Raw genomic sequence first — 23,804 nt, 5'->3', positions numbered from 1 at the left:
GTCACCACCGACCCGGTCACCACCGACCCGGTCACCGATCTGGTGAACCGCTACCTGGCCGTCTGGAACGAACCCGACCCGCGGATCCGAGACGCGGCCGTCAACGCCTTGTGGGCCGAGGACGGCCGGGAAACGACCGAGTCGGCCGTCTTCACCGGCCACGATGAACTCCGTGAACGGGTCGCGTCCGCGCACGAAAGACTGGTGCACCAGGGCGGATTCGTATTCCGCCCGGCCGGGGACGCGACGGCGCACCACGACATCGTCCGGTTCACGACGTACATGCTGCCCGCCGCCGGCGGCGACATCGCGTGGGCCGGCCACATCGTCGTACTGCTCGACGCGGACGGACGTATCCGGCGCGACTACCAGTTCGGCGTGCCCATCACCGATCAGGGCTCGCACACGCGTGCCGTGGTGGAGGAGTTCCGGCGCCGCGTGGCCGGCGGCGAACCGGAGCACATCGCCGCGTTGTTCGCCGACGAGGTCGACTGGCAGGTCGACTTCCCCGCCGAGGGCCACCCGGCGACACCGTGGATCCGCCCGCGCTCGACGCGGGCCGATCTCGCCGACCTCTTCCGCGAACTGGCCGCGGCCCACGTCCGCGACGAGCGCGACCCCGCGGTCGCGCGCACCGTCGTCGACGGCACGGACGCGGTGATCCTCACCGAGATACGCCGGACCGCCAAGTCCACCGGCACCGCGTACACGGCCGCACTCGCCCTGCGCCTGAGCGTCGAGGACGGCCTGATCACGCGCTATCACGTGTACGAGGACAGCCTCACGGTCAGCCGCGCCCACACGAGCTGACGCACCATCAGGTCGGGCCCTGGTGCCGCTGATTCGACCTGAGCCGACGACCGCTGCCCGGCGGACGGCACACCCCTGCCCCTCCCCGGTCAGCGCAGCGTCCGCGCGAGCAGCGCCGTCGCCCGCGACCATGCGTCCGCGGCCTGCTCCGGCCGGTACGAGTCGCGCTCGTCGCAGAAGAAGCCGTGCGGGGTGTCCGGGTACACGATCACCTCGTGCCGGGCCCCCGCCTCCTTCAGTTCGCGGCCGATCGAGTCGCGCTCGGCCGCCGTGTACAGGTGATCCGCCTCGCCGATCAGGACCAGCACGGGCGTACCCTGCGCGGCAATCGACGCCGTCAGCTCGACGATCGGCTCGGGGCCGCCGAGCGCGAAGTCGGCCGAGGTCAGCCAACCCGGATAGAACGCCACCAACGCGGCCAACGGCACCTGCGTCGCGGCGTAGTAGGCGAGGTGACCACCCGCGCTGAGCCCCAGCATCGCGGTCGGCGCCTCGCCGAACCGTCGGCCGAGCGCGGTGATCGCCCCCATGACGTCGCGACGCACGGCGTCCCGCTCCCACGCGCCCACGAGTTCGAAACCGCGGGCGCGGCCCACATCGTCGGCCGACAGCTCGATCCGCGTCCCCTGCCGATGATTGAAGTCCGGTACCAGCGCGCGATATCCGAGCCGCGCCAGCCGCTCGGCGACACCGCGCACGTAGCCCGTGACACCGAACATCTCGAAGCCCACGAGTACGTTCGGGTAAGGACCGGGCCCCACCGGTCGGGCCAGATAGGCCGACATCGGCGCGGCCTCCCCCGCCACGTCGACGTCGATCCACTCGGTGACGATCCCGACGGCCGCGTCCCTTTCCACACCCGAAACCGGCCCCTCGCCACCCGCTTCGCCCCGGCCGTGCACATCGGCGCCGCCCATCACGCGCTCCCTCGCTTCGTCACCGGCGCCCCGAACGCCCGCCGGTCACCCGCCCACGCCGACCTCGGAGCCGCCGCCTCCAGGCGGGCGACCTCGGCGGCGCTCAACTCCACGTCGGCGGCCCCGGCATTCTCCGCGAGCCGAACACCGCTGCGCGTACCGGGAATCGGGACCACGTCGTCGCCCTGCGCGAGCAACCAAGCGAGCGCGAGTTGGGCCGCCGTGACGCCGCGTTCGTCGGCAAGCGCACGAACCTCGGCGACGATCGCCCGATTGTGGTCCAGGTTCTCGCCCCGAAAGCGGGGATCATCGCGTCGGAAGTCGTTCGCGGCAAAGGCGTTCGGGTCCACCGCCCCGGTCAGGAACCCGCGCCCGAGCGGGCTGTAGGGCACCAGACCGATCCCGAGCCGGCGCGCGGTGGGGAGCACATCGTCCTCCAACTCCCGCCACCACAACGACCATTCCGATTGCAGTGCGGCGATCGGGTGGGTCGCGGCGGCCCGCTCCAGTTGCTTGGAGTCCGCCTCCGACAGACCGAGATACCGCACCTTGCCTTCGGCGACGAGTTCGGCCATCGCGCCGACACTCTCCTCGATCGGCACGTGCGGATCGACGCGGTGTTGGTAGTACAGGTCGACGTGGTCGACTCCGAGACGCTTGAGCGATGCCTCCAGGTAGCCGCGCACGTCCGCGGGCCGCGCGTTCACCCGGGTCGTGCCGTCCGCGCCCCGTACGATGCCGAACTTCGTGGCCAACACGACCTCGTCGCGCCGGCCGACGATCGCCCGGCCGAGCAACTCCTCGTTGTGGCCGGCGCCGTAGCTCATCGCGGTGTCCAGCAGTGTGACGCCGAGGTCGAGCGCCCGCCGGACCGCCGCGATCGATTCCTGCTCGTCGGCCGCACCGTAGCCCTGTGACAGGCCCATACAGCCGAAGCCGAGCGCGGAGACGGTGAGACCGTCCCGGCCGAGCGTTCGCGTCCTGATGATCATGCGAACGACGTTAGACGCGTCGCGCACTGGTATCCATAGCCTGCTGTTACTGGTAACAGGAGTGCCAGGCTGAACCCCAGGACGAACCACCGGTGCCGGCACACGGCCACGCCACGGCCACCGGCACCGGCACCGCCACCGCCACCGCCACCGCCACCGGCCTCAACCTCAGCGCAACCCGAAGCGTCACCGCCCAACCGACCACACCACGAACCGCCGGCTCCGAACCGCCGATCGACCCGGGAGCACCAGGATGACCGACCGCCCCGCCCGCGAACTCGCCGACTTCCTGCGCTCACGTCGCGATCGGCTGCAACCGGCCGACGTCGACCTACCTGCGGGCACCCGCCGGCGTACCCGCGGCCTACGCCGGGAAGAGGTCGCCCACCTCGCCGCGATCTCGACCACCTACTACACGTTCCTCGAACAAGGCCGCGACGTACGCCCCTCCCGCCAGGTCCTGAACGCCCTCGGCCACGCACTGCGTCTGGCCCCGACCGAACTGGCCCACCTCCACCGCCTCGCTCACGGCGCCCCCTCCGGCGCACCCGTCGCCGCGCCCGAGACCCTCGCCCCCGCCGTCGCGGCCCTCGTCGACCGCCTCGACCCGTACCCGACCTACGTCACCGGCCGCTGCTTCGACGTCCTCGCCGCCAACCGCGCGGCCCGCGCACTGTGGACCGACTGGCGCGCGCGGCCGCCCGAGGAACGCAACATCGTGTGGTGGACGCTCGCCGCGCCCGAGGCCCGAACCACGCTCGTGGACTGGGAGTTCGAGGCACGCTCCGCCCTCGCCCGGTTCCGAATCGCCGCCGACCGCAACCCGGGCGACCCCGACTTCACCGCACTCGTCCAACGCCTGCGCACCGACAGCGCAGAGGCCGACAGATGGTGGCCCGAACACGACGTACATGCCCTCGGCTCAGGCAAAAAGCGCCTAAGCCACCCCAAGCTGGGCGTACTGGACCTCGAACACGTCGTACTCCAGGTCGCCGACACCCCAGACCACAAGCTCGTCACCTTCACCACCCACCCGACAACCCTCACCGCAATCGCGGCGTTGCCGGACACCCACTGACCGCTCGACCTCACGACACGCAGGCTGTCCACGGGCCTCCACGGCCTACGGCCTCTACGGCAGGTCCGGTGAACCGTCAGCCCTTGATCGCCGTCACGAATGCCGACCAAGCATTGCCGTCCACGGTCAGGTACCCACGTTCACGGTCCTTCGTGTCGCGCAGGACGGCAGTTTCCGCGAGGGCAGCACTTTCCACGCAGTTGTCCGAGCCTTCGCTACGCGTCGGCTTGCGCCACGGGGCCCCGCTCACGTCTCGCTCCCTGGTTCGCCCTCTCTCGGATCGGGTTCACGCGTCGGACGTGTAGGTCACGCGCGATAGAGCGCCCGGGCGCGGGCGGCGTTCACGGGCGCGTCCGCGCCGAAGGACAGGAAGTGGCCCAGTTGCCACGTCTGGGTTCTGCGGGCCTGGGGATTGGCGGTGACGACCCACGGCGGATAGACCCGGAAGCCGCGCTTGCCGCCCACGCCGGCGGTCGAGACGATGTCCCGCTCGCGCAGTACCTCACACGGGAAGACGAACTGCCCGAACCGGCCGCCGCCGTCCCGCGCGCTCACCACGAAGAGATCGACGGCGTCCCCGGCGTCGAACGGTCGGATCGGGCCGGCTTCCGATCGCTGCCACACGGTGACGAACCCACCCACCTTGGTCGGAGTCGTCTTGGCCACCCGAAACCTGACCGAGCGTCCGTCCACGGTGAGTTCGTACGCCCCGTACTCGGCACTCTCCGCCTCGGCCACCGGCCGCGAACACACGAACCCGGCCGGGTCGTACACCAAAGCCCTCGCCGCGACGAGGTCCCGATGCACCGCTGCCCCTGGGCCGCCCGGGGTTCCGACACCCCAGGGCTCCTCGGTATCCACGGCGGCGTTTCGGTGCGTCGTCATCCCCCCATCCTCACACCGGTGGCACCAGCGTGAACCAGCGGTCGAGCGTCTCCCGGTCCCCCTTCACCCCGGCAAGTCGATCGGCGGGAATCCGGTGCCACAGGAACAGCATCAGATCCGACGCCGTCCCGGCCACCTCGACGTCGCACGGCTCCAGACCCCCGGGGCCGAGCCGTACATCCCCGCCGTCGAACTCCACCGCCCAGTCACCCACGCCGTCCGTCTGCCGGAACCGGTATCGCTCACCCGCGCCCTGGGGAGCCCGCGTCCATTCCCGCCGCGCCGGTGCCATCACCTCGAACGTCTGGCGCACGGCGTCGGCCGCGAGTTCGGCGTCGATCGGTCGGGCCGCACCGATCGCGCCCTCGGCATCCCAGCGATGGATGGCCGCCTCGATACTCTGCACGCGAACCCAGAACCCGATGGTGCGATCCTGCCCGTACGTCCACACGGCCTCCGTCGTGTCCACGCTCTCGAACAACGCGGCCAGCGCCGAGGCCCCACGCGCAAACCAGTCGATCAACCCGGGCGGCACCGGACCGCCCACCGCGTCACTCCCCGGCAGCGGCCATCCGGTGAGATCCACCGGGAGTTCGAGAAAACGCAGGTCCGCGCCCTCTACGCCCTCCGCACCCTCCGCGCCCTCTGCTGTCTTCTTCGACTCCTCCGGCTCCGTCGACTCCTCCGGCTCCATCGGCCCCATCGGCCCCATCGGCTCCATCGGCTCTGGAGTCTTCGGCATCTTCGGCGTCTTCGGCATCTCCGGGAGTTCGGAGAGCCGGTCGCCGACGATTCGGGACACGCCGCGCTGTACCCCGCCCAGGTGCATGACCAACTCGGCCACCGACCACTCCGGGCAGGACGGCACCATCAGCCCGCGGTCGGGTTCGGCCCGTGACTGCTCCTCGGCTGCGGCTCGCCGAACGGCGGACTCGAAGGCCAGGACCTCGCGACGAAACAGCGGAATGTAGTCCATCCACCCACCCTGGCACCCGAACAGCCCTCACCACCCGAAAACCGGCCTTCGTCACCGCCCGGGTCACGGTCGGAACCCTCCGCCCGGCCGAACCGGGCTACTCCGCCGCGTAGACGCGCTCGCCGCCCACGAAGGTCTCCAGCACGCGCGTGGCACCGATCTCGTCGATCGGGGCCGCGAACGGGTCGCGGTCCAGGACGACCAGGTCGGCGTGATTGCCCACCACGATGCTGCCGGTGTCGTCCAGATGGTTCACGTACGCGCTGCCGGCCGTGTATGCCGAGAGCGCTGCTCGCAAATCGATGCACTGCTCTCCGAAGAAGACGGGCGACGCGTCCCCGGCGTCGTGGGCTCGACGATTGACCGCCACGTGGATGCCCTGGAGCGGGTCCGGGCTGGACACCGGCCAGTCGCTGCCGGCCGCCAGGGTCGCGCCGCTGCGCGCCAGGTCGCCGAACGGGTATTGCCACGCCGCCCGTTCCGCCCCCAGGAACGGAATCGTCAACTCGTCCATCTGCGGCTCGTGCGCGGCCCACAACGGCTGCATGTTCGCACTCGCCCCCAACTCGCGAAAACGCGCGACGTCGTCGGGATGCACGACCTGAAGGTGCGCCAGGTGCGGCCGGGTGTCCTTCCACCCGTTGGCCGCCCGCATCGCCGCGACCGCGTCCAGGGCCTCCCGTACCGCGCGGTCCCCCAACGCATGGAAGTGCACCTGGAAGTCGTGCGCGTCGAGCGCCGTGACGTACGTGCACAGCGCCTGCGGATCGATGAAACTGATCCCGCTGTTGTCCGACGCACATCCGCACGACGTCAGATACGGACTCAGCATCGCGGCGGTGAAGTTCTCCGCCACCCCGTCCTGCATGATCTTGACCGTCGTACACGACAGCCGCCCCCGGGTACCGGCCGCCCGCCGCGCGAGGAGGTCCTCGATCTGCTCGATCCCGCGATCGCGCTCCCACCACAACGCCCCGACCACCCGGGCCGTCAGCAACCCGCGATCCACCGCCGTCAGATACGCGGCCGTGGCGTCCGTGACGTTCGCGTGCGCGCCCAGGAGCGCGTCCTGCCACGCCGTGATGCCCAGCGAGTGCAGCAGTTCCTGCGCTCGCAACAGCGCCGCGACCTGGTCCTCCGCCGTCACCGCCGGCAGCAGTCGGCCGACCAGATCGGCCGCGCCCTCCTGGAGCACGCCGGTGGGCTCGCCGTCCGCGTCGCGCTCGATCCGCCCGTCGGCCGGGTCCGGCGTATCGCGCGTAATGCCCGCGAGTCGCAGCGCGAGACTGTTGGCCCACGCGCCGTGATGATCACGGTTGGGCAGGTACACCGGACGGTTCGGCACGATCGCATCGAGCATCGACCGGTGCGGCAGTCCACCGGGAAACGCCTCCATCGACCATCCGCTGCCGGTGATCCACGCCAGGTCCGGGCGGGCGTCCGCGTACTCCCGCACGCCCCGCTCGTAGTCCGCGAGCCGCACGTACCCGGACAGGTCGCACTGCCCCATCTCGGTACCGCCGCCCACCGGGTGGATGTGCGCGTCCTGGAAACCCGGGATCAACAACCTGCCCGCGAGGTCGACGACTTCGGTTCGCGCGCCGATCCACTCCCGGACCTCGTCGTGTCCGACCGCGACGATCCGCCCGCCGCGCACGGCCACGGACGTGGCCCGACTGCGGGCGGCGTCGACCCGATGGACGGATCCGCCGGTGAAGACGACGTCGGCGGCCTGCGCATCGGTGGCGGTTACCTTGGCGATGGTGTTCATGAACGTTCCTTGATTGCCTGGAAGTCGATGGCGCGCTTGCCGGTGCCGTCGTTGCCGTCACTACTGCCGCTGCTGCCGTTACTGCCGCTACCGCCGTTGCTGCCGCTGTCGGCGTTTTCGTCGAGTCGGTCCATCGGCAGTTCGATCGCGTCCGCGTCCGTGCCGCGGCCGGTCTCGAAGTACGGCGACCGGCGCACGTACTTCGCGTAGGCCGCCATCACGAGTCCCGACACGATGATCACGACCGGTACCGAGAACATGAACCACCCGTTGTCCGGGCTCAGTTGGAAACTGTCGCTCATCGTGAGGTAGTCGTACGACAGGTATCCACCGACCCCGAGCAGCGCCAGACCGCTCACCCCGGGGACCACCACGGCCCGTACGCCTTCCCGCAGGTCGGTCCGCAGCGTCGGCCGAAAGCGCACGGCGCACGCGACGGCGGTGAGGCCGTAGTAGAACGCGACGATCAGCCCGATCGAGTTGACCGCGGCCAGGATCATGTCGTTGAGCTTGGGGATGCCGATCGCGAGTACGGCGGTGCCCGCGGCGATCGCCATGATCAGTACGGTGCCGATCGCGGGTGAGCCGAAGGTCGGGTGGATTCGGGTCCAGACCTTGCCGAGAGTCTGGTCGCGACCCATCGCCAGCATGCCGCGCGCGGTGGGGATGACACCGGACTGGAGGGAGGCGATGGCGGAGAAGATCAACGCGATCAGCGGCAGGCTCGCCCACGGCTCGCCGGCCAGATGCGCGCCCAGGAACGTCAGCCCCTGCGGGCCGTTCTCGGCCATCTCCGGGACCCTCATCACGCGCTGGAAGGCGATCGCGCCGAGCAGGAACATGCCCAGCATGCCGAACAGCGCGATCAGGCCGCCACGGGCGGAGTCCTCCGGGTTCTTCGTCTCCTCGGTGACGCTGAACGCCGCGTCCCAACCCCAGAAGAAGAACACCGCGAGCACGAGCCCCTGGGCGAATCCGGCCCCCGAGCCGATCGCGAACGGGTTGAACCACGAGAACGAGAACGGCTGGTCGCCCGCCGCGATGGCCCATACGCAGAACACGGCGAGCACGGTGTACTCGAACACGAGCAGATACGTCTGCAACCGTGTGGCCTGGCGCACCCCGGTAACCGCCAGGATCGTAACGATCACCAGCACCACGAGGCCGATGACGGTGCTGAGCTTGGTCGAGTTGGGGTCCAGGTCAATACCGACGAAGCTGTGCCACTTCGCCTTGTTGGCGAATTGGAGCAGCACGGACCCCGTGATGGCGGAGGTGTACGCCAGGAAGATCACCGAGCCCGCGACGGCGACCCACCCGGTCAGAAAGCCGGGCCAGGGGCCGAGCGACTTGCCGACCCAGACGTAGCCGCTGCCGCAGTTCTGCTCGACGCGGTTGAGCCGGGCGTACGCGCCCGCGATGCCGAGCATGGGCAGGAAGGCGATCAGGATGATCGCAGGCGTGTGCAGACCGACGGTGGCGGCGAGCGAGCCCATGCCGACACCGATGCTCGTGGTCGCGGCGGTACTCGACGCGGCGACCGCCATGCCGTCGACGACACCGAGCGACTTGCGCATCTCGGGCGGTGAGCCGCCTGGGGGCAGGGTCGTGGACATCGGCGCTCCAAGGGAGGCGAGGGATTTGCAACAGGGGGTGGACGCCGATGAAACAGCCTGGGTCGGAATTACGTCAATGGTGTTGACATAAGGTGTCGGCCGAACCCGACCCGAACTCGTGGACGTCGATCGGGTCGTCCTACAGGGCCGATCACGCTCCGGCCCGCAAGGTTCCGGCCGAGCCGCACTCGCACTCGCACAGACGTCGGAGGTACCCGTGGATCGTGTCGCAGGGGAACGGCGACGCCGCCGACCGACCAAGTCGGGGGGCGTTTTGTCCGAGGACGCCATCGTGGAGTGCGCTGTCAGATTGATCGGACACCACGGCCACGAGGCACTGACGGTACGCAGGCTCGGCGCCGCGCTCGGGTGCGATCCGACCGCGATCTATCGCTACTTCCGAGGTACCGACGACCTGCTCCTCGCCATCGCCGACTTCCTGATCGGCGAGACTCTCGTGGGCTACCGGCCCGGCCCCGACTGGAGCGCGTCGCTGCGCGATCTGGGCCTGCGGGTACGCGACGGCTACCTGCGCCACCCGCGTGTCGCGGCCGTCGCGGCCTCGCGCGTGACTCGGCGACACAACGAGTTCCGGGCGGTGGAGATAGGGGTGTCGCTGCTCCTGTCGGCCGGCTTCCCGCCCGCCGACGCGGTGCGCTACTACCAGGCGTTCATCGACACCGTGCTGGCCCACGCGGCCCTGGAGGCGTCGTTCGCCGCGCTCGCGCCCGAAGTTCGCGCGGCCGACGACCGATCGTGGGCGGAGACGTACAACTCGCTGCCGGAGGGGGACTATCCGGGCATCTCGATCGTGCGCCGACACCTCCCGGAGGGCATGTCCGGGAGCGCCTTCGAAGACGTGCTCGACATGCTCCTGGAATCCCTGGCCAGACGGGTGTGACGAGAGGCGTGCCAAGGCGCGAGGTGGCGTGAGGAGGCGCGAGGAAAGTGCGCCGAGGGCGCGAGCAGAGCAGGGGGAGAGCATGGGCAGAGCGGGGGGCGAGGCGTGACGAGAAGCACAAGGACGGTCGTGACGATCTTCTGACACTGCGTCAACGATGCAGGTGGGCACGCGCGTCGTAGGGGGTGTCGCGGACTCGGTATGGTTGCCCGTGTTTCCAAACCTCACCACTCCCACGGGGGACCCGTGCTGATCGACAAGTTCATGCATGGCGTTGTGGCTCCCACCGCGAAGGCCCTCTACCGCCCCCGCACCGAGAATCGCGAGAACGTCCCGATGACCGGGCCGGTCATCATCGCCAGCAACCACCTGTCGTTCTGTGACAGCGTCGCGATTCCCCTGGTCATGCCGCGCAAGGTGTCCTTCCTCGCGAAGGCCGAATATTTCGACGGCCCCGGAGTCAGGGGCCGGATCAGCAACAGCTTCTTCAGCGGCATCGGCGCGGTCCCGGTCCCGCGCGGCGAGCACGGTGCCGCGAAGGCCGCCCTGGAGACCGCGCTGTCGGTACTGGAGCGCGGCGACGCCTTCGGCATCTACCCCGAGGGCACCCGCTCGCGCGACGGTCGGCTGTACCGCGGACGTACGGGTGTCGCGTGGCTCGCCCTCGCGGCGCGGGCGCCGGTGGTGCCGGTGGGGATCATCGGTACGGACAAGATCCAGCCGATCGGCTCGAACATCCCCAAGTTCAGCCCGCGCGCCCTGATCCGCTTCGGCGAACCGCTCGACTTCTCACGCCACTACGGCCGCACGGACGTCGCCCGGGCTCGCCGCGAGATCACCGACGAGATCATGGAAGCGATCCAAAAGCTCTCGGGCCAGGACTACGCGGGCGTGTACAACGACAAGCCGGTCGAGGTCTGAAGTTTCACCTCTCCTCACCACTGAAGGACCGAAGTACCGAAGGGACCTTGAAACACTCCGAAGCACCCGATCGACAACCGGATCGGGTGCTTCGCGTACGGGCGGTTGGGGCGTCGATGACCTTGATGCCCCGTCCGGCTCGTCCTGCTCGTCCGGCTCGTCCGGTCTCGTCCGGCTGCGTGGTTCTGGCCTTCCTTCTCAGCCCAGTTGCTCGGCCAGTCCGACGATGACGCCCTCCGGGCCGTAGATGTAGCAGAGCAGATAGCTGTCCCCGAACCGGGCGATCTCGCCGACGAGTTCGGCGCCGTAGGGGCGCAGGCGCGCAACGGTGTCCTCGATGTCGTCGACGGCGAACATGACGCGGTGCGTGCCCAGGATGTTGTGCGGCCGGTTGCGCGGCCCGGCACTGATCGCCGTGGGGCTGCGGTACTTCGCCAGTTCGAGGCGGCTGTTGCCGTCCGGGGTCCGGACCATCGCGATGTCACAGCAGACGCCGTCGAGTCCGGTGCACTGGTCGGCGACGAGGCCCTCGACCGTCGCTCTGCCTTCCAGTTCCATACCCAGTTCCACGAAGAACGCGATGGCGGCATCCAGGTCCTCGACGACGATGCCGACGTTGTCCATCCGCTGAATCCCCATGCCGGTTTCTCCTTCTTCCTCGTGCGGCCGGTGATGGCCGCTGATGCCCCTGGGACGGAGCCGGTGGCCCGTCCTCGACATCCTCGGACCGCGAACTTCGAAAAGAATCCGGATCCCGTCTCGGCAGCGCTACAACAGACCCGCGTGCCGGGCGCCACCACCGAGGGTGAGTGCGCCGAAGACGGCCGCTCCCGAGAAGACACGCAGCCGCACCGCGCCGCCCTCGCTTTTTCCATGCTTCCTCAGGGATTCGCAGCGTGCGCGCTCGCGCATCGCCCCGCTGCCGGCGGAGGAGTTGGCGCGGCGGGCGCGGACGGGCAAGGAGTTGGCGCGGCGGGCGCGGACGGGCCCGCGTACGTTCTTCCGCCGCCTACAGGGCCGCCACGGGCACGGCGCCGTTGCCGCGGCTGCTGACACGCAGCGCCTGGCCCAGGCCCAGTCCCTCCAGGGGCGGCCGGGTCCCTCTCGGAGACGGCTGAGTCCCTCCTGTCCCGGGGACGACCGGATCCCTCCCGGGGACGACCGACCTTCCCATCGAACAGGCCGGCGAGCGCGGCGGCTTGGGCGCCTGCGCCGACTCCGCCACCACTTCGCCACGCTGGTGGGCGTATCCCCGCCCTCGACACCACCCGCGCAGGAGGACCGTGGGGTCGGGTGTCACCGGGCGGCGCGCTCAGAGGTTCGGGTGACGGCTTTCCTGTCGGGGCCGTGCCAGTCCAGGCACACAACGGTGGCGTCGTCCTTCGGTGGCCGTCCGTCGTAGGCATCGGCCACCGCGCCGACCAAGGCGCGCACGACCTCGCGCGGGTGCTCGCCGGCGGTCTTGCGGATCAGCCCGGGCAGGTCGACGGTGCGCGCCTCGCGGTCCTGCATCCCGTCGGTGTGGAACACGAGACGATCGCCCGGGCGCAGGTCGAGATCCTGTGCGCGATAGGAGATCGGTCCGACGACGCCGAAGGGCAGGTTCACCGCCAAGCGCACTTCGTCGACGATGCCGGCGCGCAGTCGCAGGGGCCAGGGGTGGCCGGCGTTGACGAGTTGCGCGCCGCTTCCGTCGAGGGCGATGCGCAGGAGTTGGCCGGTGGCGAAGGTTTGTCGGCCGTGGTCGACGAGGGCCTGGTGGGTCTGGCGGGCCTGTTCGGCGAGATCGGTCCCGGCGCGGCGGGCGCCTCGGGAGGCGTTGATCAGGAGGGTGGCGATGAGGGAGGCGTTGACGTCGTGGCCCATGGCGTCGGTGATGGACAGGTGCAGGGTGTCGCGGTCGAGGCTGTAGTCGTAGGTGTCGCCGGCGATGTCGGAGGCGGGGACCAGCGCGGCGGCGAGGGCGAATTCGGGAGCTTCGCAGGACGGGGCGGAGGGCAGGAGTTGGCGTTGGATCTCCGCGGCCAAGCTGACGGTGGTGGTGCGGTTGCCCCAGTGGTAGAGGTCGGTGAAGCGACGGTCGGTGACGATGATGTACGCCAGCGCGTGCGCGGCCTCCTCGATCTGGGCCGGCACGTCGGGAGTCATCTCGGTGAGGAACAACTCCAGGACGCCGATGGTGTCGCCGCGGTTGGTGACGGGAGCGAGCACCCGTTGCCCGTGGTCGCCCGCCGGCGCCACAATCGGTTTCTGGGTGCGCAGGACTTCGTCGTAGACGCCGCTGCCGGCGAGCGAAACCTGTTCGGCAGGGCGTTCGTGATGCGTGTCCGGCGTGTCGGTGACTCGCAGGAGACGCCGGCCGACGACGTCGACGAACAGGAACGACACGTATCGCGCGTCGAAACGCTCGCGCAGGTTGCGCGCCACGACGTCGAGGGAGCGCACCGGCGCGGCCGCTTCCGCAGCCGCCAGCACCTCGGCCAGTTCGATCCGATCACGCGCCACGTCAACCTCCCGAAGTTCCCGACTCTCCTTCCCGCCGACGCGACAACAATCCTCACGGCGAACCACCTGCGGCACATCTGCGGCCCACCTGCGGCTCGAACGCGCCTCACCGGGGCGGGTTCGCGGCGGCCGGGGGCGCACCCGGACGAGCGTATGCGCCACGGGTCGCCCCGCCTTGTCGGCGTGGGCCGAGTCCCGGTTCGGCCGGGCCGGTCGAAGATCACCCGGACAGGCGACCGTGGGTGCTCGGGGGCTTCAGGTGCGCGCTCGGGCGCTCGGGCGCTCAGGGGCTTCAGGTACTCGGGCGCTCAGGTGCTCGGGCAAGGAAGGGAGTCGTTGCGGGTGCGGCACGAATCGTGCGTGAGCACCGCTCTTATTCGTGATCACCATTCTCATTCATGATCGCCGCTCTCACTCGTGAGCGCCGTTCTTGTTCGTGAGCACCGCTCTCGTTCATGAGCATCGCTCTCGTTCGTGAGCGCCGTTCCTGTTCGTGAGCACCGCTCTCGTTCGTGAGCGGTCGTCTTTGTCTTACCTGTTACAGCTCCTGCCCCGCCCCCTGACGGTCTTGGGGAGCCCTACCCGATGCGGAAGGTGCCGCCCGGTGGCGACGGAGACGCGGTCGCCGTCTTGTCGGTGACCGGCGCCACGTCTCGCGAGAAGACACGAGCCTCGATGCCCGACAGAACACGGGCCGGGATGTTGTCACCCGCCGTACGGCGGGCCAGTTGCGAGACCGGCAAGCCCACGGTCGACGCGACCACGACCAGGTTGCCGAAGCGGCGGCCGCGGAGCACGCCGGGTTCGGCGATCAGGACCACCTCCGGGAAGACCGCGCGCAGGGTGGCGACCTGGGCACGGGCGAAGTCGAGGTCGCCGCCGTCGGCGATATTGGTCGCGTACACGCCGCCTTGGCGCAGCACCCGGGCCGCCTCGGCGGCGAATTCGCGTGAGGTCAGGTGCGCCGGTACCTGCGCCCCACCGAACACGTCGACGATGATCAGGTCGGCCGAGTCGTCGGGGCGGGCGGTCAGTTCTTCGCGGGCGTCGCCGGTGACCACGTCTATCGCGGCGCCGGCCGGCATCGGCAGGTGCTCCAGGACCAGCGAGACCAGTTCGGCGTCGAGTTCGGCCACGGTTTGCAGGGAACCGGGCCGGGTGGCCGCGATGTACCGGGGCAGGGTCAGACCACCACCGCCCAGGTGCAGCGCGGCGAGTGGTTCGCCCGGTTCGGCCGCGAGGTCGACGACGTGGCCCAGCCGTCGCGTGTACTCGAATTCCAGGTGCGCGGGATCGTCCAGGTCCACGTACGACTGGGGTGAATCGTTGAGCGTGAGCAACCACGCGCGGGGCCGGTCGATGTCGGGCATCAGCAACGCCGCACCGAGATCCGTCGCCCGCCCCACCGGAATCGACTCGGTCGGTTCTAGCTGATCGTCGTACATGGACCGATTGTCTCGCAGCCCACGCCTCGTTCCCTACGCCGGCGCCGCGCCGGGCCGCTGCGCGCGGAACGGTAAACGGTTGGCATGATCGACTGGAGCGGCCGCGCAGCGCCGCCGACCCTGTACAAGCGAGCGGATTTTCCCGGGAGCAGCCATGAAGTTCACCAAACTCGGCCACGCGTGCGTACGTTTGACGACGGACCAGGGCACGGTGGTCATCGACCCTGGAGCGTTCAGCGAGCCTGACGCAATGGCCGGCGCGGATGCCGTACTGGTCACGCACGAGCACTTCGACCACGTCGTCCCGGACGCCCTGCGGGCGGCCGCAGCGGCCAATCCGGACATGGAGATCTGGACCAACCCGGCCTTGGCCGCGCAGTTCGCCGACCTGGGCGGGCGGGTACGGGCGGTGACACACGGCGACACGTTCGAGATCGGCGGCGCTCAAGGGCTGTCGGTGCACGTATACGGTGAGAAGCACGCGATCATCCACCGGGACATTCCCACCATCGACAACGTGGGCTTCCTGATCGAGGACCTGGTCTTCCACCCCGGCGACGCCTTCATCGTGCCGGAGGGACCGACCCCCACACTGCTCGTACCGTCGAGCGCGCCCTGGCTCAAGCTCGGTGACGCGATCGACTTCGTCCGCGAGGTGGCGCCGAAGCAGGCGATCATGATCCACGACACGTTGTACAACGACACGGGCCTCGACTTGGTCGAACGCCTGCTGACCCAACTCGCCGGCTCGGACTCACGCGCAATCCGCCGCCTGACCCCCGGCGAGAGCGCAGACCTCCCCACGGCCTGACGCTCGCTCCCCACTCGCACGGCGTGCCCGAACCGGCCGAACCGCCGAACCTACCGAACCGAGAGCACTGCTCACACTCGCAAGCCCGACCCTGACCCGAGCCGAGCCCGAGCCCGAGCCGACCCTGCGCCCGAACCGGGCTCGACCCGGCCCGACCCGAGCCGAGCCGAGCCTGAGCCGAGCCGAGCCCGAGCCGACCCTGAGCCCGAGCCGGGCTCGACCCGGCCCGAGCCGAGCCGAGTCGAGCCCGAGCTCGTCACGAACCTGGTGCAGGGACGATGGCCTACAGGACGCCGAGAGCAGTGCTCTCGGTTCGGATCATCAATCTCATCGCGAGGCGCCATTGCCACAGCAGCGGCAACGGCATCCACTCCGCGAGGGACTCCAGGCGCGAGCACTGCTCTCGTTTCATACCGCTGCTCTCGTCGCAATGCGTGTAGCCCTGCGTATCACAATCGAGAGCAGCGCTCTCGTATGGGATCACCGCTCTCGCGGCGGCCGCACCACCCACCGCACCACCCAACCGTCGCCATTCGTCCGATGCCGCAGGCGGGCAGGCCGGTTGCGAGCGGCGCTCACGTTTCGGCTCACCGCTCTGGTCGCCCGTGCGGCGGCACCCGCCCAAGTCGAGAGCAGTACTCTCGCCTTGGATCACCGCTCCCCCCGCGAGCGAAGAGTCGGGCCGTCGCCGTTCGTCCGACGCGGCGAGCAGGGCGATTGCGAGCAGTGCTCACCTACCGGATCGGCGCTCTCGTCGCGACGGGCTGGCATCCCGCCCAAACCGAGAGCAGCGCTCTCGTCTTGGATCATCGCTCTCGCCACAAGTGAAAAGTACAGTCGCCGCCGTTTGTCCGATGCCACGGGGAGCCGATTGCGAGCAGTGCTCACTTATCGGATCGGCGCTCTCGCCGCATCGCACACCGGCACCCCACCCAGATAGAGAGCAGCGCTCTCGTTTTGGATCACCGCTTTCACCACGAGCGTAAGTCGGACCGCCGCCATTCGTCCGACGCCGCAAGCATGCCGGTCGCGAGCGGTGCTCACGTTTCGGATCACCGCTCTCGTCGCGCGGGAGGCGGCATCTCGCCCGATTCGAGAGCGGTGCTCTTGTTTTGGATCACTGCTCTCGTCGCGGTGCGGCGCCCTGCCCATTCGGAAACCGCGCGGCCCGTCCGGGTCCGCGCCACCCCGCCCCCGGCCGGCTCCGCATCGTCGCGACCGCCACCGCCACCGCCTGTGCCCACTCGTCCGTCATAGGCAACCGCCCCCAACCAACCCACGAAAGTACTGCTCTCACTCCGGTAACCGATTCGCCACGGCCGCTGCTTGGCCGCTGCTACGGTTTGGCCTCGCGTCGCGGGCCGTGCGGAAACGAGAGCGATGCTCTTGGTTTGCGGCGCGACCCCGCTTTGTCGGAGGGCGCGAGCGGTGGTCGTCGCGAGAGAAGGCGTCAGGTCCAAGGCTGCGAGAGCGGTGCTCTCGATGGGTGGCGGTGATCACAATTTTTTGCGAGAGCACTGCTCACTACCGGGACTGTTGATCACGTTTACAGGGAAACCTCTTCAGTTGGCCTGAACTACTTGTCGTCACCGGCCGCCGACCATCACTATGTGCAGCGAAACAATCGGAATTCTGGGGGGACGCGAACATGTCCGGTGGATACGACGGCGGCGGATACGGCGGCGGATACGGCTACGGCGCTCCGCCGCCCAACAGGGGTAACGGGCTCGCCGTCGCTGCCCTCGTGTGCGGCATCGTCGGGCTTCTGTGCTTCGGCTTCATCCTCGGCCCGCTGGCGATCATCTTCGGCGGCGTAGGCATCAGCAAGGCCAACCAAGGCGCCGACCACAAGGGGTTGGCCATCGCCGGCCTCGTGCTGGGCATCGTCGACGTCGCCTTCCTGCTCATCTTCATAGCCGTGTGGGGCAGCATCATCCCCTACGCCTAGGCCCCGCCCGGTCGGCCGACCGACCGACCGGCCAACCGGTTCGGTCGGCCTTCGACCTCCGGCCGCACTCCCGAAGCCGATCGGAGCCCGGCCGAGGCCAAGTCGAAAGCCCGGCCGGGACCGGTCGCCACCGGAACAGCCCTGATCTGCGCCGATCAGAGCCCGGTCAACGCCCGACGCGACAGACCGGCCCGATGAACACGCCGCGCCACCCGTCCCTACCCGTGCTCGCCATGCAACCCGCGCACGGCGTACGGAACACGACGCGCGCAGCACCACACGCGGCACGCGGAACACGGAACACGGAACACGGCGCATCGCACCCGACCGCCCCACCGTCACACCGCCCCACCGTCACACGAAGCGGACCTCGCGGCAGTCGGCCCCGTTGAACGCCAACAACCGGGCGCCTTCCTCCGCGAGGGCCGCGCGGTCCGCTTCCCCCACCGGCCGAAACGGCTCGATCTCCAACACAACAGCCGAATCACCACGGATCGAACCGCCACCGATCGAACCACCCCCGGTCGAACCCCCACCGCGCGAGCCATCCCCCCGCGAAGCACCAACCCCCGCACCGCCACTCGACGCCCCCGCCCGCGTGATCCGCCACAGCCCCGCGACGAACCCGTCCACCAGGAACGTCGACCGGATGATTCCGTTGATGGTGAACACCCGTTTGCGATCCGCGTCCGAGATGATTCGGGTTCGATCCCCGTGCGACAGCAGCAGGTTGTCGAACTCCGGCAGGAATCGCACCGGCGCGGGCGCGTCCTCGGCCGGCAGCGGAGCGTCCGGGACGTCGAACAACTCGCGCCCGGCCTCATCGCGGTACACCGCCAGCGCCGGCCGCAGCCGCTCGACCGCCTCGCGCAGCCGCGTCAACCCGGACCACGCCTGCATGTCCGCGACCGTGGCCGGCCCAAACGCCGCCAGGTACCGCATCAGCATCGCGTCCGGCGCGACCGACGCCGCCAACGGCCGCCCCAGCCAGTGCTCGGCCGTCGTGCACGCGGCCTGCGCGCTGCGTCCCCACAACGCCCGCGGCGGGACCTGTACCAACGCCGCCTGGCTGCGCAGCGTGTGCGCAAGGGCTTTCGGGTCCTCCCCCGGGAACCGCTCGGCCAGCGCGAGCCCCAATACCTTCGCCGTCAACGGCCGTTCCGCCATCAGCTCCCGCCCGGCCGCGACGACCTCGGCAACGTCGACGGTCGAATCGCCCAGCCCGTGCACGACGTTGCGGTACAGGCTCGCGTCGTAGATCGGCTGCACGATCGGCCGGATCGCCACGCAGTCGTCGGCCGTCACCAGGTGGACCGTGCCGCGCATCAGGCCGACCCGGACCACCCGACGATCCGTCAGCAGCTCGGACAGCTCCGCCGGTTGGAAGTCGACCAGTCGGGTCCACAAGCCCGTGTACGGCGGGTGCGGTGCCTGCGCCTGCATGCCGACCAGGTGGCTGATCGCCGCCTCGGCGGAGACCTCGTGACGGCGTGTCAGCAACTGGCGTTCGAGCAGTGCGCGGTTGAGCCGACGAGGCCCCAGGGTGGTGATCTCCATGGCCGAAAGACTAGGTCGCATTGCGGCCGGAACCTGGCCGCAATGGCTGCCAGACTGCAGCTATGTTGGAGACCTCGGCACGCTTGCTCCGCCTGTTGTCCCTTCTCCAGTCCCGCCGCGACTGGCCCGGAGCCGATCTCGCCCAGCGGCTCGGCGTCAGCGCCAGGACCGTACGGCGCGACGTGGATCGGCTCCGCGAACTCGGTTATCCCGTCCACGCGTCGACCGGCACCTCCGGCGGCTACCGGCTCGGCGCGGGCGCCGCGTTGCCGCCGCTGTTGCTCGACGACGACGAGGCGGTGGCTGTCGTGGTGGGTCTGCGTACCGCCGCCGGCGGCACGGTCGCCGGCATCGAGGAGACCTCGGTGCGGGCCCTGGCCAAGCTCGAACAGGTGCTTCCCGCCCGGCTGCGCCATCGCGTAGGCGCGCTCGGAGCGGTCACCGTGGCGCTGCCCACGAGGGGCGAGACCGTCTCACCCGGCGACCTGACCACGATCGCGTCCGCGTGCCGCTCGTTCGAGACGCTGCGTTTCGACTACCACACCCACCACGGCGCCCAGGCGCTGCGGACGGTTCAGCCGCATCGGTTGGCGTGTACCGGGCGGCGTTGGTATCTGCTCGCGTGGGACGTCGACCGCGAGGACTGGCGGACGTATCGGGTCGACCGGATGCGCCTGCGTACTCCCAACGGCCCACGGTTCTCGGCGCGTCCGCTGCCGGATGAGGACGTTGCCGCGTACATCTCGGCGGGCATCTCGACGCGCGCGTACACGTACCGCGCCACGGTGATTCTCCATCTCCCCCTGGAGGCGGCCGCGTTGCGGATACGGACCGGTGACGGCGTCCTGGAGGCGATCGACACCGACAGCTGCCGGCTGACCACCGGCGCTCACTCGATCGACGCTCTCGCGGTTCACATCGCCTTCATGGATGTCGACTTCGAGGTGGAGAGTCCAGCCGAACTCGTAGACCGTGCCCGGGAGTTGTCTCGACGCTGGGCGAGGGCCGCGGGTTGAGGCCGATTGGTTACCGTACGCCCTCGTAAAACTACACAAAGTCTCCATTCCTTCATCGAGTATCGCTCGATCGCGCCTCTCCCAGCGTCGGCGAATCCGACAGGCAGGGCCTGGGATCTTCGTCGAAGACGACGATTCGAGTCCTGCACCCGCTGCCTACCGTGGGCGCTCCCCGGCGGTACGACGCGACCGTCGAGGTTCACCACCCCGCCCCCACGCCCACCGTCTCCCGCGACGAAGGCCGAGGCACGATGACGGAGGAACCGACATGACGCCGGATCAAGGACGAACGGGTCAGGAACCGACGGCGCACGAGCCGACGGATCGAAGCCCCGCCCCGAACGCGGCGCCGTCTCTCCGCCCTCTCGTCGCCGAAGACGTGTACCGCCTCGCCCTCCCCGGCGACCCGACTCTGCACCCGGCCGGCGACCGGATCGTGTACACGCTGACCACGCAGGACGCCGAACGCGACCGGCCGGTCACCGAGTTGTGGGAGGTGGACGCCGTCGCCGGCCCTGCGCGCAGGCTCACCACCGGGCCCTCCGATTCGTCGGCGCGCTGGTCCCCCGACGGCGACCGGCTCGCCTTCCTCCGCGCGCCCGAGGCCGGGGACGGCCCCGCCCAGTTGCACGTCATGCCCGCGTCCGGCGGTGCCACGCTGCCGCTGACCGAACTGCCCCTGGGCGCCGGGGCACCCGTGTGGAGCCCGGACGGCACGCGGATCGCGTTCTCGGCGCCCGTGACGCCTTCCGACACCATCGACCCGAATGCGCCGCTCGTGATCGACCGTGTCGACCACAAGATCGACGGGCTCGGCCGCCGCGGCGACATCCATGTACATGTGCACGTGCTGGACACGCGTACGGGTAAGACCACCCGCCACACGAACGGCGAGTTCGACGCGGGCTCCCCCGCGTGGTCCCCGGACGGCAGGCAGCTCGCGTTCGTCGCCGCGAGCGGCCCGGACGCGGACCTCACCGGACACTCGGCGGCCTACGTCCTCGACCTCGAAGACGGCGAGCCCGCCGAAGGCGCCGAAGGCGCCGACCGTCCCCGGCGCGCCCCCTCCCTCCGCCCCCTGGGTTCCGGGATGGCCACCGCCGGCGCCGTCACGTGGTTCCCGGACGCGTCCGCGCTCCTGGTGACCGGCAACGCGAGCATCCGGGCAAGTCACCTGCGGCTGTTCCGGGTTCCGCTCGACGGCGGCCCGACCGTCGACCTCACCGCCGAGTTCGATCGCAACGTCATGCCCGGCGGCGGCGGTTACCCGGGAGCGCCCGCGACTCCGGTCGGCGACGCCGTCGTCTTTTGCGCCCGCGAGCACGGCTCGACGCGCCTCTACCGGCTCGAACTCGACGGCACCATCACCCGGTTGCCGCTGACGCCCGATGCCGGTGTGGCCGGCTGCTCGATCGCCGAGAAGGTCGGCCGGGCCGCCGTCACCCTCGCCGACGTCGACACGTTCGGCGAGATCGCGGTGATCGACTTGGCCACCGGCGTCGCCACGCGGCGCACCGAGCACACCGCCGAGGCGTTGGCCGGCGTACTCGTACGCCGGACCCAGGCCCGGGAGTTCGTGATCTCCGACGGTACCCGCGTCGACGGCTACCTCATGCGCGACCCCGACGCGCCCACCCCGGGACCGTTGTTGGTCGACCTGCACGGCGGCCCACACAACGCGTGGGCCCGGCACGCCGACCCGTACCACCCGTATCACCAGATACTCGCCGCGCTCGGCTGGACGATTCTGACGCTCAACATCCGCGGCAGCGACGGTTACGGCGAGGAGTTCTTCACCGCGGCGCTCGGCGCGTGGGGCAAGGCCGACGAGCGCGACGTGCTCGAACCGGTCGCCGAACTGATCGCCGAGGGGCTCGTGGATCCGGCGCGGGTCGCGCTCACCGGGTACAGCTACGGCGGCTATCTCACCTGTTGGCTCAGCGCCCGCAGCGACGTGTTCGCGGCGGCCGTGCCGGGCGGGGTGGTCACCGACCTGCGCACGGTGCTCGGTCCGTCCGACTGCGGCGGTCTGCTCGTCGACTCCGAACTCCTCGACGAGCAGGCGTTGGTCGCGAACTCGCCGATCACCGAGGTGGCCCGCGTCACCGTGCCGACGCTGATCCTGCACGGCGCCGCCGACGACAGGTGCCCGCCGGCTCAGGCCGAGCAGTGGTTCCACGCGCTGCGCACGCGCGGAGTACCGGTGCGGCTGGTCCTGTACCCGGGCCAGTCTCACCTGTTCATCCTCGATGGCCGACCCTCGCACCGAGTCGACTACACGCGTCGGGTCGTGGCCTGGGTTACCGAGCACACCTCCTCCCGCAACGCGCTGTGACCAGCGCAAACACCATCCCAGGGGGGCTCTCGCCGTGGGCCCGGATCCGGCCTACACTCACCGCCAACCAGCTGTAGCCGCTGCCTCGGACGGACCCGTCGGACGAGGAGAACGAGGAGGACAGTGATGGCCACGCCCGCTGCGCACACCGCCCCGCCCACGTTCTCTGCCCTCGTGCCACCCACGAACACGGCACGGGGGCGTCCGCAGGCCGTTCTCGGGCGGATCATCGACGACCTCGGCTCGACCCTGTTCGAGGTCGTCGCGGGTGTACCGGATCACGAACGTCAGGTCACCGGCGTCCTGATCCACGACCCGCGCGACGAACCGGCCCGGCTCCCGGGGGCGATCGTGCTGGGCGTCGCCGTGTACGACGCCGAGGCCGTCACGGCGCTCGTCCGGCGCGCGGGCGAGTTGGGCGCGGTGGCGGTGGTCGTGCGCGGTCCGGTACCCGTGGACGCGGCGATGGCGGCGGCGGCGGTCGAGTCGGACGTGGTCGTGTTCGGCCTCACGCCCGGCGCGTCCTGGTCGCAGGTGGCCACGCTGCTGCGCTCGTTGCTGGCCGTGGACGAGATCGACGCGCCGCGGGCCGGCGAGACCCTCGCCGGCGTGCCGGCGGGCGACCTGTTCTCGCTGGCCAACGCGATCGCGGCGCTGCTCGACGGGCCGGTCACGGTCGAGGACCGCAGTGGTCGGGTCCTGGCGTTCTCCGGTCGCCAGGACGAGGCCGACGGCCCGCGGATCGCGACGATCCTGGACCGTCAGGTGCCGGCCGAGCAGTTGCGGCTGCTGGAGGAGCGCGGCGCCTTCCACGCGCTCTATCAAAACGATCGGCCGCTGTATCTGCCCGGTGTGTCCCAACTGCCGCGCGTGGCGATCGCGGTGCGCGCGGGGGACGAGATCCTGGGCTCGATCTGGGTCGTGGTGCGCCAACCGCTGTCCGCCGAGCTCGAACGCGCGCTCACCGAGGCGGCCAAGGTCGTCGCGCTGCACCTGCTGCGTCGGCGGGCCGGCGCGGACGTCGAACGGCGGCTGCGCGCCGACCTGCTCGCGACCGTCCTGGAGGGCGGCCCGGCCGCCGTCGACGCGGCGACGCGGCTGGGCCTGCGTACCCAACCCGCGTGCGTTCTCGCGCTCGCGGTGCTGGGCGAGTCGGCGATCGCCGAACGGGCGGCGGAGGAACATCGCCTCACCGACGCGCTCGCGCTGCACCTCGCGGCGGTCCACCCGCGTACGGCCACCGCGCGCCTGGGCGGCTTCACGTACGCGATCGTGCCCACCGCGTCCGACGCGCAGGCGGTGCGCCTGGCCGAGGAGTTC

Annotated in this window: 21 protein-coding genes; 9 read left to right on the top strand and 12 right to left on the bottom strand. The window is 70.1% G+C overall.

What is annotated here, in order from left to right; genetic code table 11:
- The coding region (locus tag GT354_RS56715; RefSeq protein WP_346012267.1) for a nuclear transport factor 2 family protein at positions 1–810 on the top strand (810 nt) is incomplete at its 5' end.
- Between the two features lie 89 nt (positions 811–899).
- Here the strand turns inward: GT354_RS56715 and GT354_RS31545 are convergent.
- Together GT354_RS31545 and GT354_RS31540 are read right to left on the bottom strand one after the other, a co-directional pair.
- Entirely contained in the window at positions 900–1,727 is an 828-nt protein-coding gene (locus GT354_RS31545) for a dienelactone hydrolase family protein (RefSeq protein WP_161359791.1), read from the bottom strand.
- Entirely contained in the window at positions 1,727–2,719 is a 993-nt protein-coding gene (locus GT354_RS31540; protein WP_202512528.1) for an aldo/keto reductase, read from the bottom strand. The genes GT354_RS31545 and GT354_RS31540 overlap by 1 nt, the downstream gene beginning before the upstream one ends.
- A gap of 253 nt (positions 2,720–2,972) precedes the next feature.
- Here GT354_RS31540 and GT354_RS31535 point away from each other — a divergent pair, with 253 nt between their 5' ends.
- Complete coding sequence (locus GT354_RS31535; RefSeq protein ID WP_161359790.1) at positions 2,973–3,797, top strand: helix-turn-helix transcriptional regulator; 825 nt, start codon at positions 2,973–2,975, stop codon at positions 3,795–3,797.
- 76 nt (positions 3,798–3,873) lie between these two features.
- Here the strand turns inward: GT354_RS31535 and GT354_RS31530 are convergent, their stop codons facing one another.
- The 5 genes from GT354_RS31530 to GT354_RS31510 form a co-directional block, all read right to left on the bottom strand.
- Positions 3,874–4,047: a DUF397 domain-containing protein gene (locus GT354_RS31530; RefSeq protein WP_161359789.1), complete on the bottom strand. Its 174-nt coding sequence runs from the start codon at positions 4,045–4,047 to the stop codon at positions 3,874–3,876.
- A gap of 56 nt (positions 4,048–4,103) precedes the next feature.
- On the bottom strand, positions 4,104–4,682 hold the full coding sequence (locus GT354_RS31525) for a MepB family protein (RefSeq protein WP_161359788.1): 579 nt from the start codon (positions 4,680–4,682) through the stop codon (positions 4,104–4,106).
- Positions 4,683–4,692: 10 nt separating this feature from the next.
- Positions 4,693–5,658 carry a maleylpyruvate isomerase family mycothiol-dependent enzyme gene (locus GT354_RS31520; protein ID WP_237535663.1) on the bottom strand — a complete coding sequence of 322 codons (966 nt, stop codon included), beginning with the start codon at positions 5,656–5,658 and terminating at the stop codon, positions 4,693–4,695.
- A gap of 97 nt (positions 5,659–5,755) precedes the next feature.
- Entirely contained in the window at positions 5,756–7,429 is a 1,674-nt protein-coding gene (locus tag GT354_RS31515) for an amidohydrolase (protein WP_161359787.1), read from the bottom strand.
- The gene (locus GT354_RS31510) at positions 7,426–9,045 is read right to left on the bottom strand and encodes an APC family permease (RefSeq protein WP_161359786.1); all 1,620 of its coding nucleotides are present in this window, start codon (positions 9,043–9,045) and stop codon (positions 7,426–7,428) included. The genes GT354_RS31515 and GT354_RS31510 overlap by 4 nt, the downstream gene beginning before the upstream one ends.
- Before the next feature lie 292 nt (positions 9,046–9,337).
- Between GT354_RS31510 and GT354_RS31505 the strand changes: the two genes are divergently transcribed.
- Both GT354_RS31505 and GT354_RS31500 read left to right on the top strand, forming a co-directional pair.
- Entirely contained in the window at positions 9,338–9,946 is a 609-nt protein-coding gene (locus GT354_RS31505) for a TetR/AcrR family transcriptional regulator (RefSeq protein ID WP_346012266.1), read from the top strand.
- A 246-nt stretch (positions 9,947–10,192) separates the two neighbouring features.
- Positions 10,193–10,867 (top strand): lysophospholipid acyltransferase family protein, encoded by a 675-nt coding sequence (locus GT354_RS31500; RefSeq protein ID WP_346012265.1) that lies wholly within the window; start codon positions 10,193–10,195, stop codon positions 10,865–10,867.
- Positions 10,868–11,065: 198 nt separating this feature from the next.
- Here the strand turns inward: GT354_RS31500 and GT354_RS31495 are convergent, their stop codons facing one another.
- The 3 genes from GT354_RS31495 to GT354_RS31485 all read right to left on the bottom strand — a co-directional run bounded on the left by GT354_RS31495 (position 11,066) and on the right by GT354_RS31485 (position 14,817).
- Positions 11,066–11,506, bottom strand: coding sequence for a VOC family protein (locus GT354_RS31495; protein ID WP_161359784.1), 441 nt, complete (start codon positions 11,504–11,506; stop codon positions 11,066–11,068).
- A gap of 657 nt (positions 11,507–12,163) precedes the next feature.
- Positions 12,164–13,372: a PP2C family protein-serine/threonine phosphatase gene (locus GT354_RS31490; protein ID WP_161359783.1), complete on the bottom strand. Its 1,209-nt coding sequence runs from the start codon at positions 13,370–13,372 to the stop codon at positions 12,164–12,166.
- A 578-nt stretch (positions 13,373–13,950) separates the two neighbouring features.
- Positions 13,951–14,817, bottom strand: a complete 867-nt coding sequence (locus GT354_RS31485; RefSeq protein ID WP_161359782.1) for a fused MFS/spermidine synthase — start codon at positions 14,815–14,817, stop codon at positions 13,951–13,953.
- A gap of 154 nt (positions 14,818–14,971) precedes the next feature.
- On the opposite strand from GT354_RS31485, the gene GT354_RS31480 reads away from it, so the two are divergent.
- On the top strand, positions 14,972–15,628 hold the full coding sequence (locus GT354_RS31480) for an MBL fold metallo-hydrolase (RefSeq protein WP_161359781.1): 657 nt from the start codon (positions 14,972–14,974) through the stop codon (positions 15,626–15,628).
- A gap of 283 nt (positions 15,629–15,911) precedes the next feature.
- On the opposite strand, the gene GT354_RS55975 is transcribed toward GT354_RS31480, so the two are convergent.
- The gene (locus GT354_RS55975; protein ID WP_272923921.1) at positions 15,912–16,040 is read right to left on the bottom strand and encodes a hypothetical protein; all 129 of its coding nucleotides are present in this window, start codon (positions 16,038–16,040) and stop codon (positions 15,912–15,914) included.
- Positions 16,041–17,276: 1,236 nt separating this feature from the next.
- Between GT354_RS55975 and GT354_RS31475 the strand changes: the two genes are divergently transcribed.
- The gene (locus GT354_RS31475; protein WP_161359780.1) at positions 17,277–17,576 is read left to right on the top strand and encodes a DUF4190 domain-containing protein; all 300 of its coding nucleotides are present in this window, start codon (positions 17,277–17,279) and stop codon (positions 17,574–17,576) included.
- A gap of 354 nt (positions 17,577–17,930) precedes the next feature.
- Here the strand turns inward: GT354_RS31475 and GT354_RS31470 are convergent, their stop codons facing one another.
- Entirely contained in the window at positions 17,931–19,133 is a 1,203-nt protein-coding gene (locus tag GT354_RS31470; RefSeq protein ID WP_161359779.1) for a winged helix DNA-binding domain-containing protein, read from the bottom strand.
- A gap of 62 nt (positions 19,134–19,195) precedes the next feature.
- On the opposite strand from GT354_RS31470, the gene GT354_RS31465 reads away from it, so the two are divergent.
- The 3 genes from GT354_RS31465 to GT354_RS31455 form a co-directional block, all read left to right on the top strand.
- On the top strand, positions 19,196–20,149 hold the full coding sequence (locus tag GT354_RS31465; RefSeq protein ID WP_161359778.1) for a YafY family protein: 954 nt from the start codon (positions 19,196–19,198) through the stop codon (positions 20,147–20,149).
- A 268-nt stretch (positions 20,150–20,417) separates the two neighbouring features.
- Positions 20,418–22,484, top strand: a complete 2,067-nt coding sequence (locus tag GT354_RS31460) for a S9 family peptidase (RefSeq protein WP_161359777.1) — start codon at positions 20,418–20,420, stop codon at positions 22,482–22,484.
- A 126-nt stretch (positions 22,485–22,610) separates the two neighbouring features.
- A partial coding sequence (locus GT354_RS31455) for a PucR family transcriptional regulator (protein ID WP_202512526.1) occupies positions 22,611–23,804 on the top strand: 1,194 nt, incomplete at its 3' end.

Source organism: Streptomyces sp. SID3343 (assembly GCF_009865215.1).
Taxonomy (GTDB): domain Bacteria; phylum Actinomycetota; class Actinomycetes; order Streptomycetales; family Streptomycetaceae; genus Embleya.
Note: the sequence above shows the minus strand (reverse complement) of the source record. Positions and strands in the feature narration are given on the sequence as shown.

Coding starts and splice junctions, on each gene's coding strand:
- GT354_RS31515 (WP_161359787.1), bottom strand. CDS start 7,429: ATGAACACCATCGCCAAGGTAACCGCCACCGATGCGCAGGCCGCCGAC.
- GT354_RS31485 (WP_161359782.1), bottom strand. CDS start 14,817: ATGTACGACGATCAGCTAGAACCGACCGAGTCGATTCCGGTGGGGCGG.
- GT354_RS55975 (WP_272923921.1), bottom strand. CDS start 16,040: ATGAAACGAGAGCAGTGCTCGCGCCTGGAGTCCCTCGCGGAGTGGATG.
- GT354_RS31465 (WP_161359778.1), top strand. CDS start 19,196: ATGTTGGAGACCTCGGCACGCTTGCTCCGCCTGTTGTCCCTTCTCCAG.
- GT354_RS31475 (WP_161359780.1), top strand. CDS start 17,277: ATGTCCGGTGGATACGACGGCGGCGGATACGGCGGCGGATACGGCTAC.
- GT354_RS31460 (WP_161359777.1), top strand. CDS start 20,418: ATGACGCCGGATCAAGGACGAACGGGTCAGGAACCGACGGCGCACGAG.
- GT354_RS31535 (WP_161359790.1), top strand. CDS start 2,973: ATGACCGACCGCCCCGCCCGCGAACTCGCCGACTTCCTGCGCTCACGT.
- GT354_RS31470 (WP_161359779.1), bottom strand. CDS start 19,133: ATGGAGATCACCACCCTGGGGCCTCGTCGGCTCAACCGCGCACTGCTC.
- GT354_RS31495 (WP_161359784.1), bottom strand. CDS start 11,506: ATGGGGATTCAGCGGATGGACAACGTCGGCATCGTCGTCGAGGACCTG.
- GT354_RS31545 (WP_161359791.1), bottom strand. CDS start 1,727: ATGGGCGGCGCCGATGTGCACGGCCGGGGCGAAGCGGGTGGCGAGGGG.
- GT354_RS31520 (WP_237535663.1), bottom strand. CDS start 5,658: ATGGACTACATTCCGCTGTTTCGTCGCGAGGTCCTGGCCTTCGAGTCC.
- GT354_RS31540 (WP_202512528.1), bottom strand. CDS start 2,719: ATGATCATCAGGACGCGAACGCTCGGCCGGGACGGTCTCACCGTCTCC.
- GT354_RS31525 (WP_161359788.1), bottom strand. CDS start 4,682: ATGACGACGCACCGAAACGCCGCCGTGGATACCGAGGAGCCCTGGGGT.
- GT354_RS31480 (WP_161359781.1), top strand. CDS start 14,972: ATGAAGTTCACCAAACTCGGCCACGCGTGCGTACGTTTGACGACGGAC.
- GT354_RS31510 (WP_161359786.1), bottom strand. CDS start 9,045: ATGTCCACGACCCTGCCCCCAGGCGGCTCACCGCCCGAGATGCGCAAG.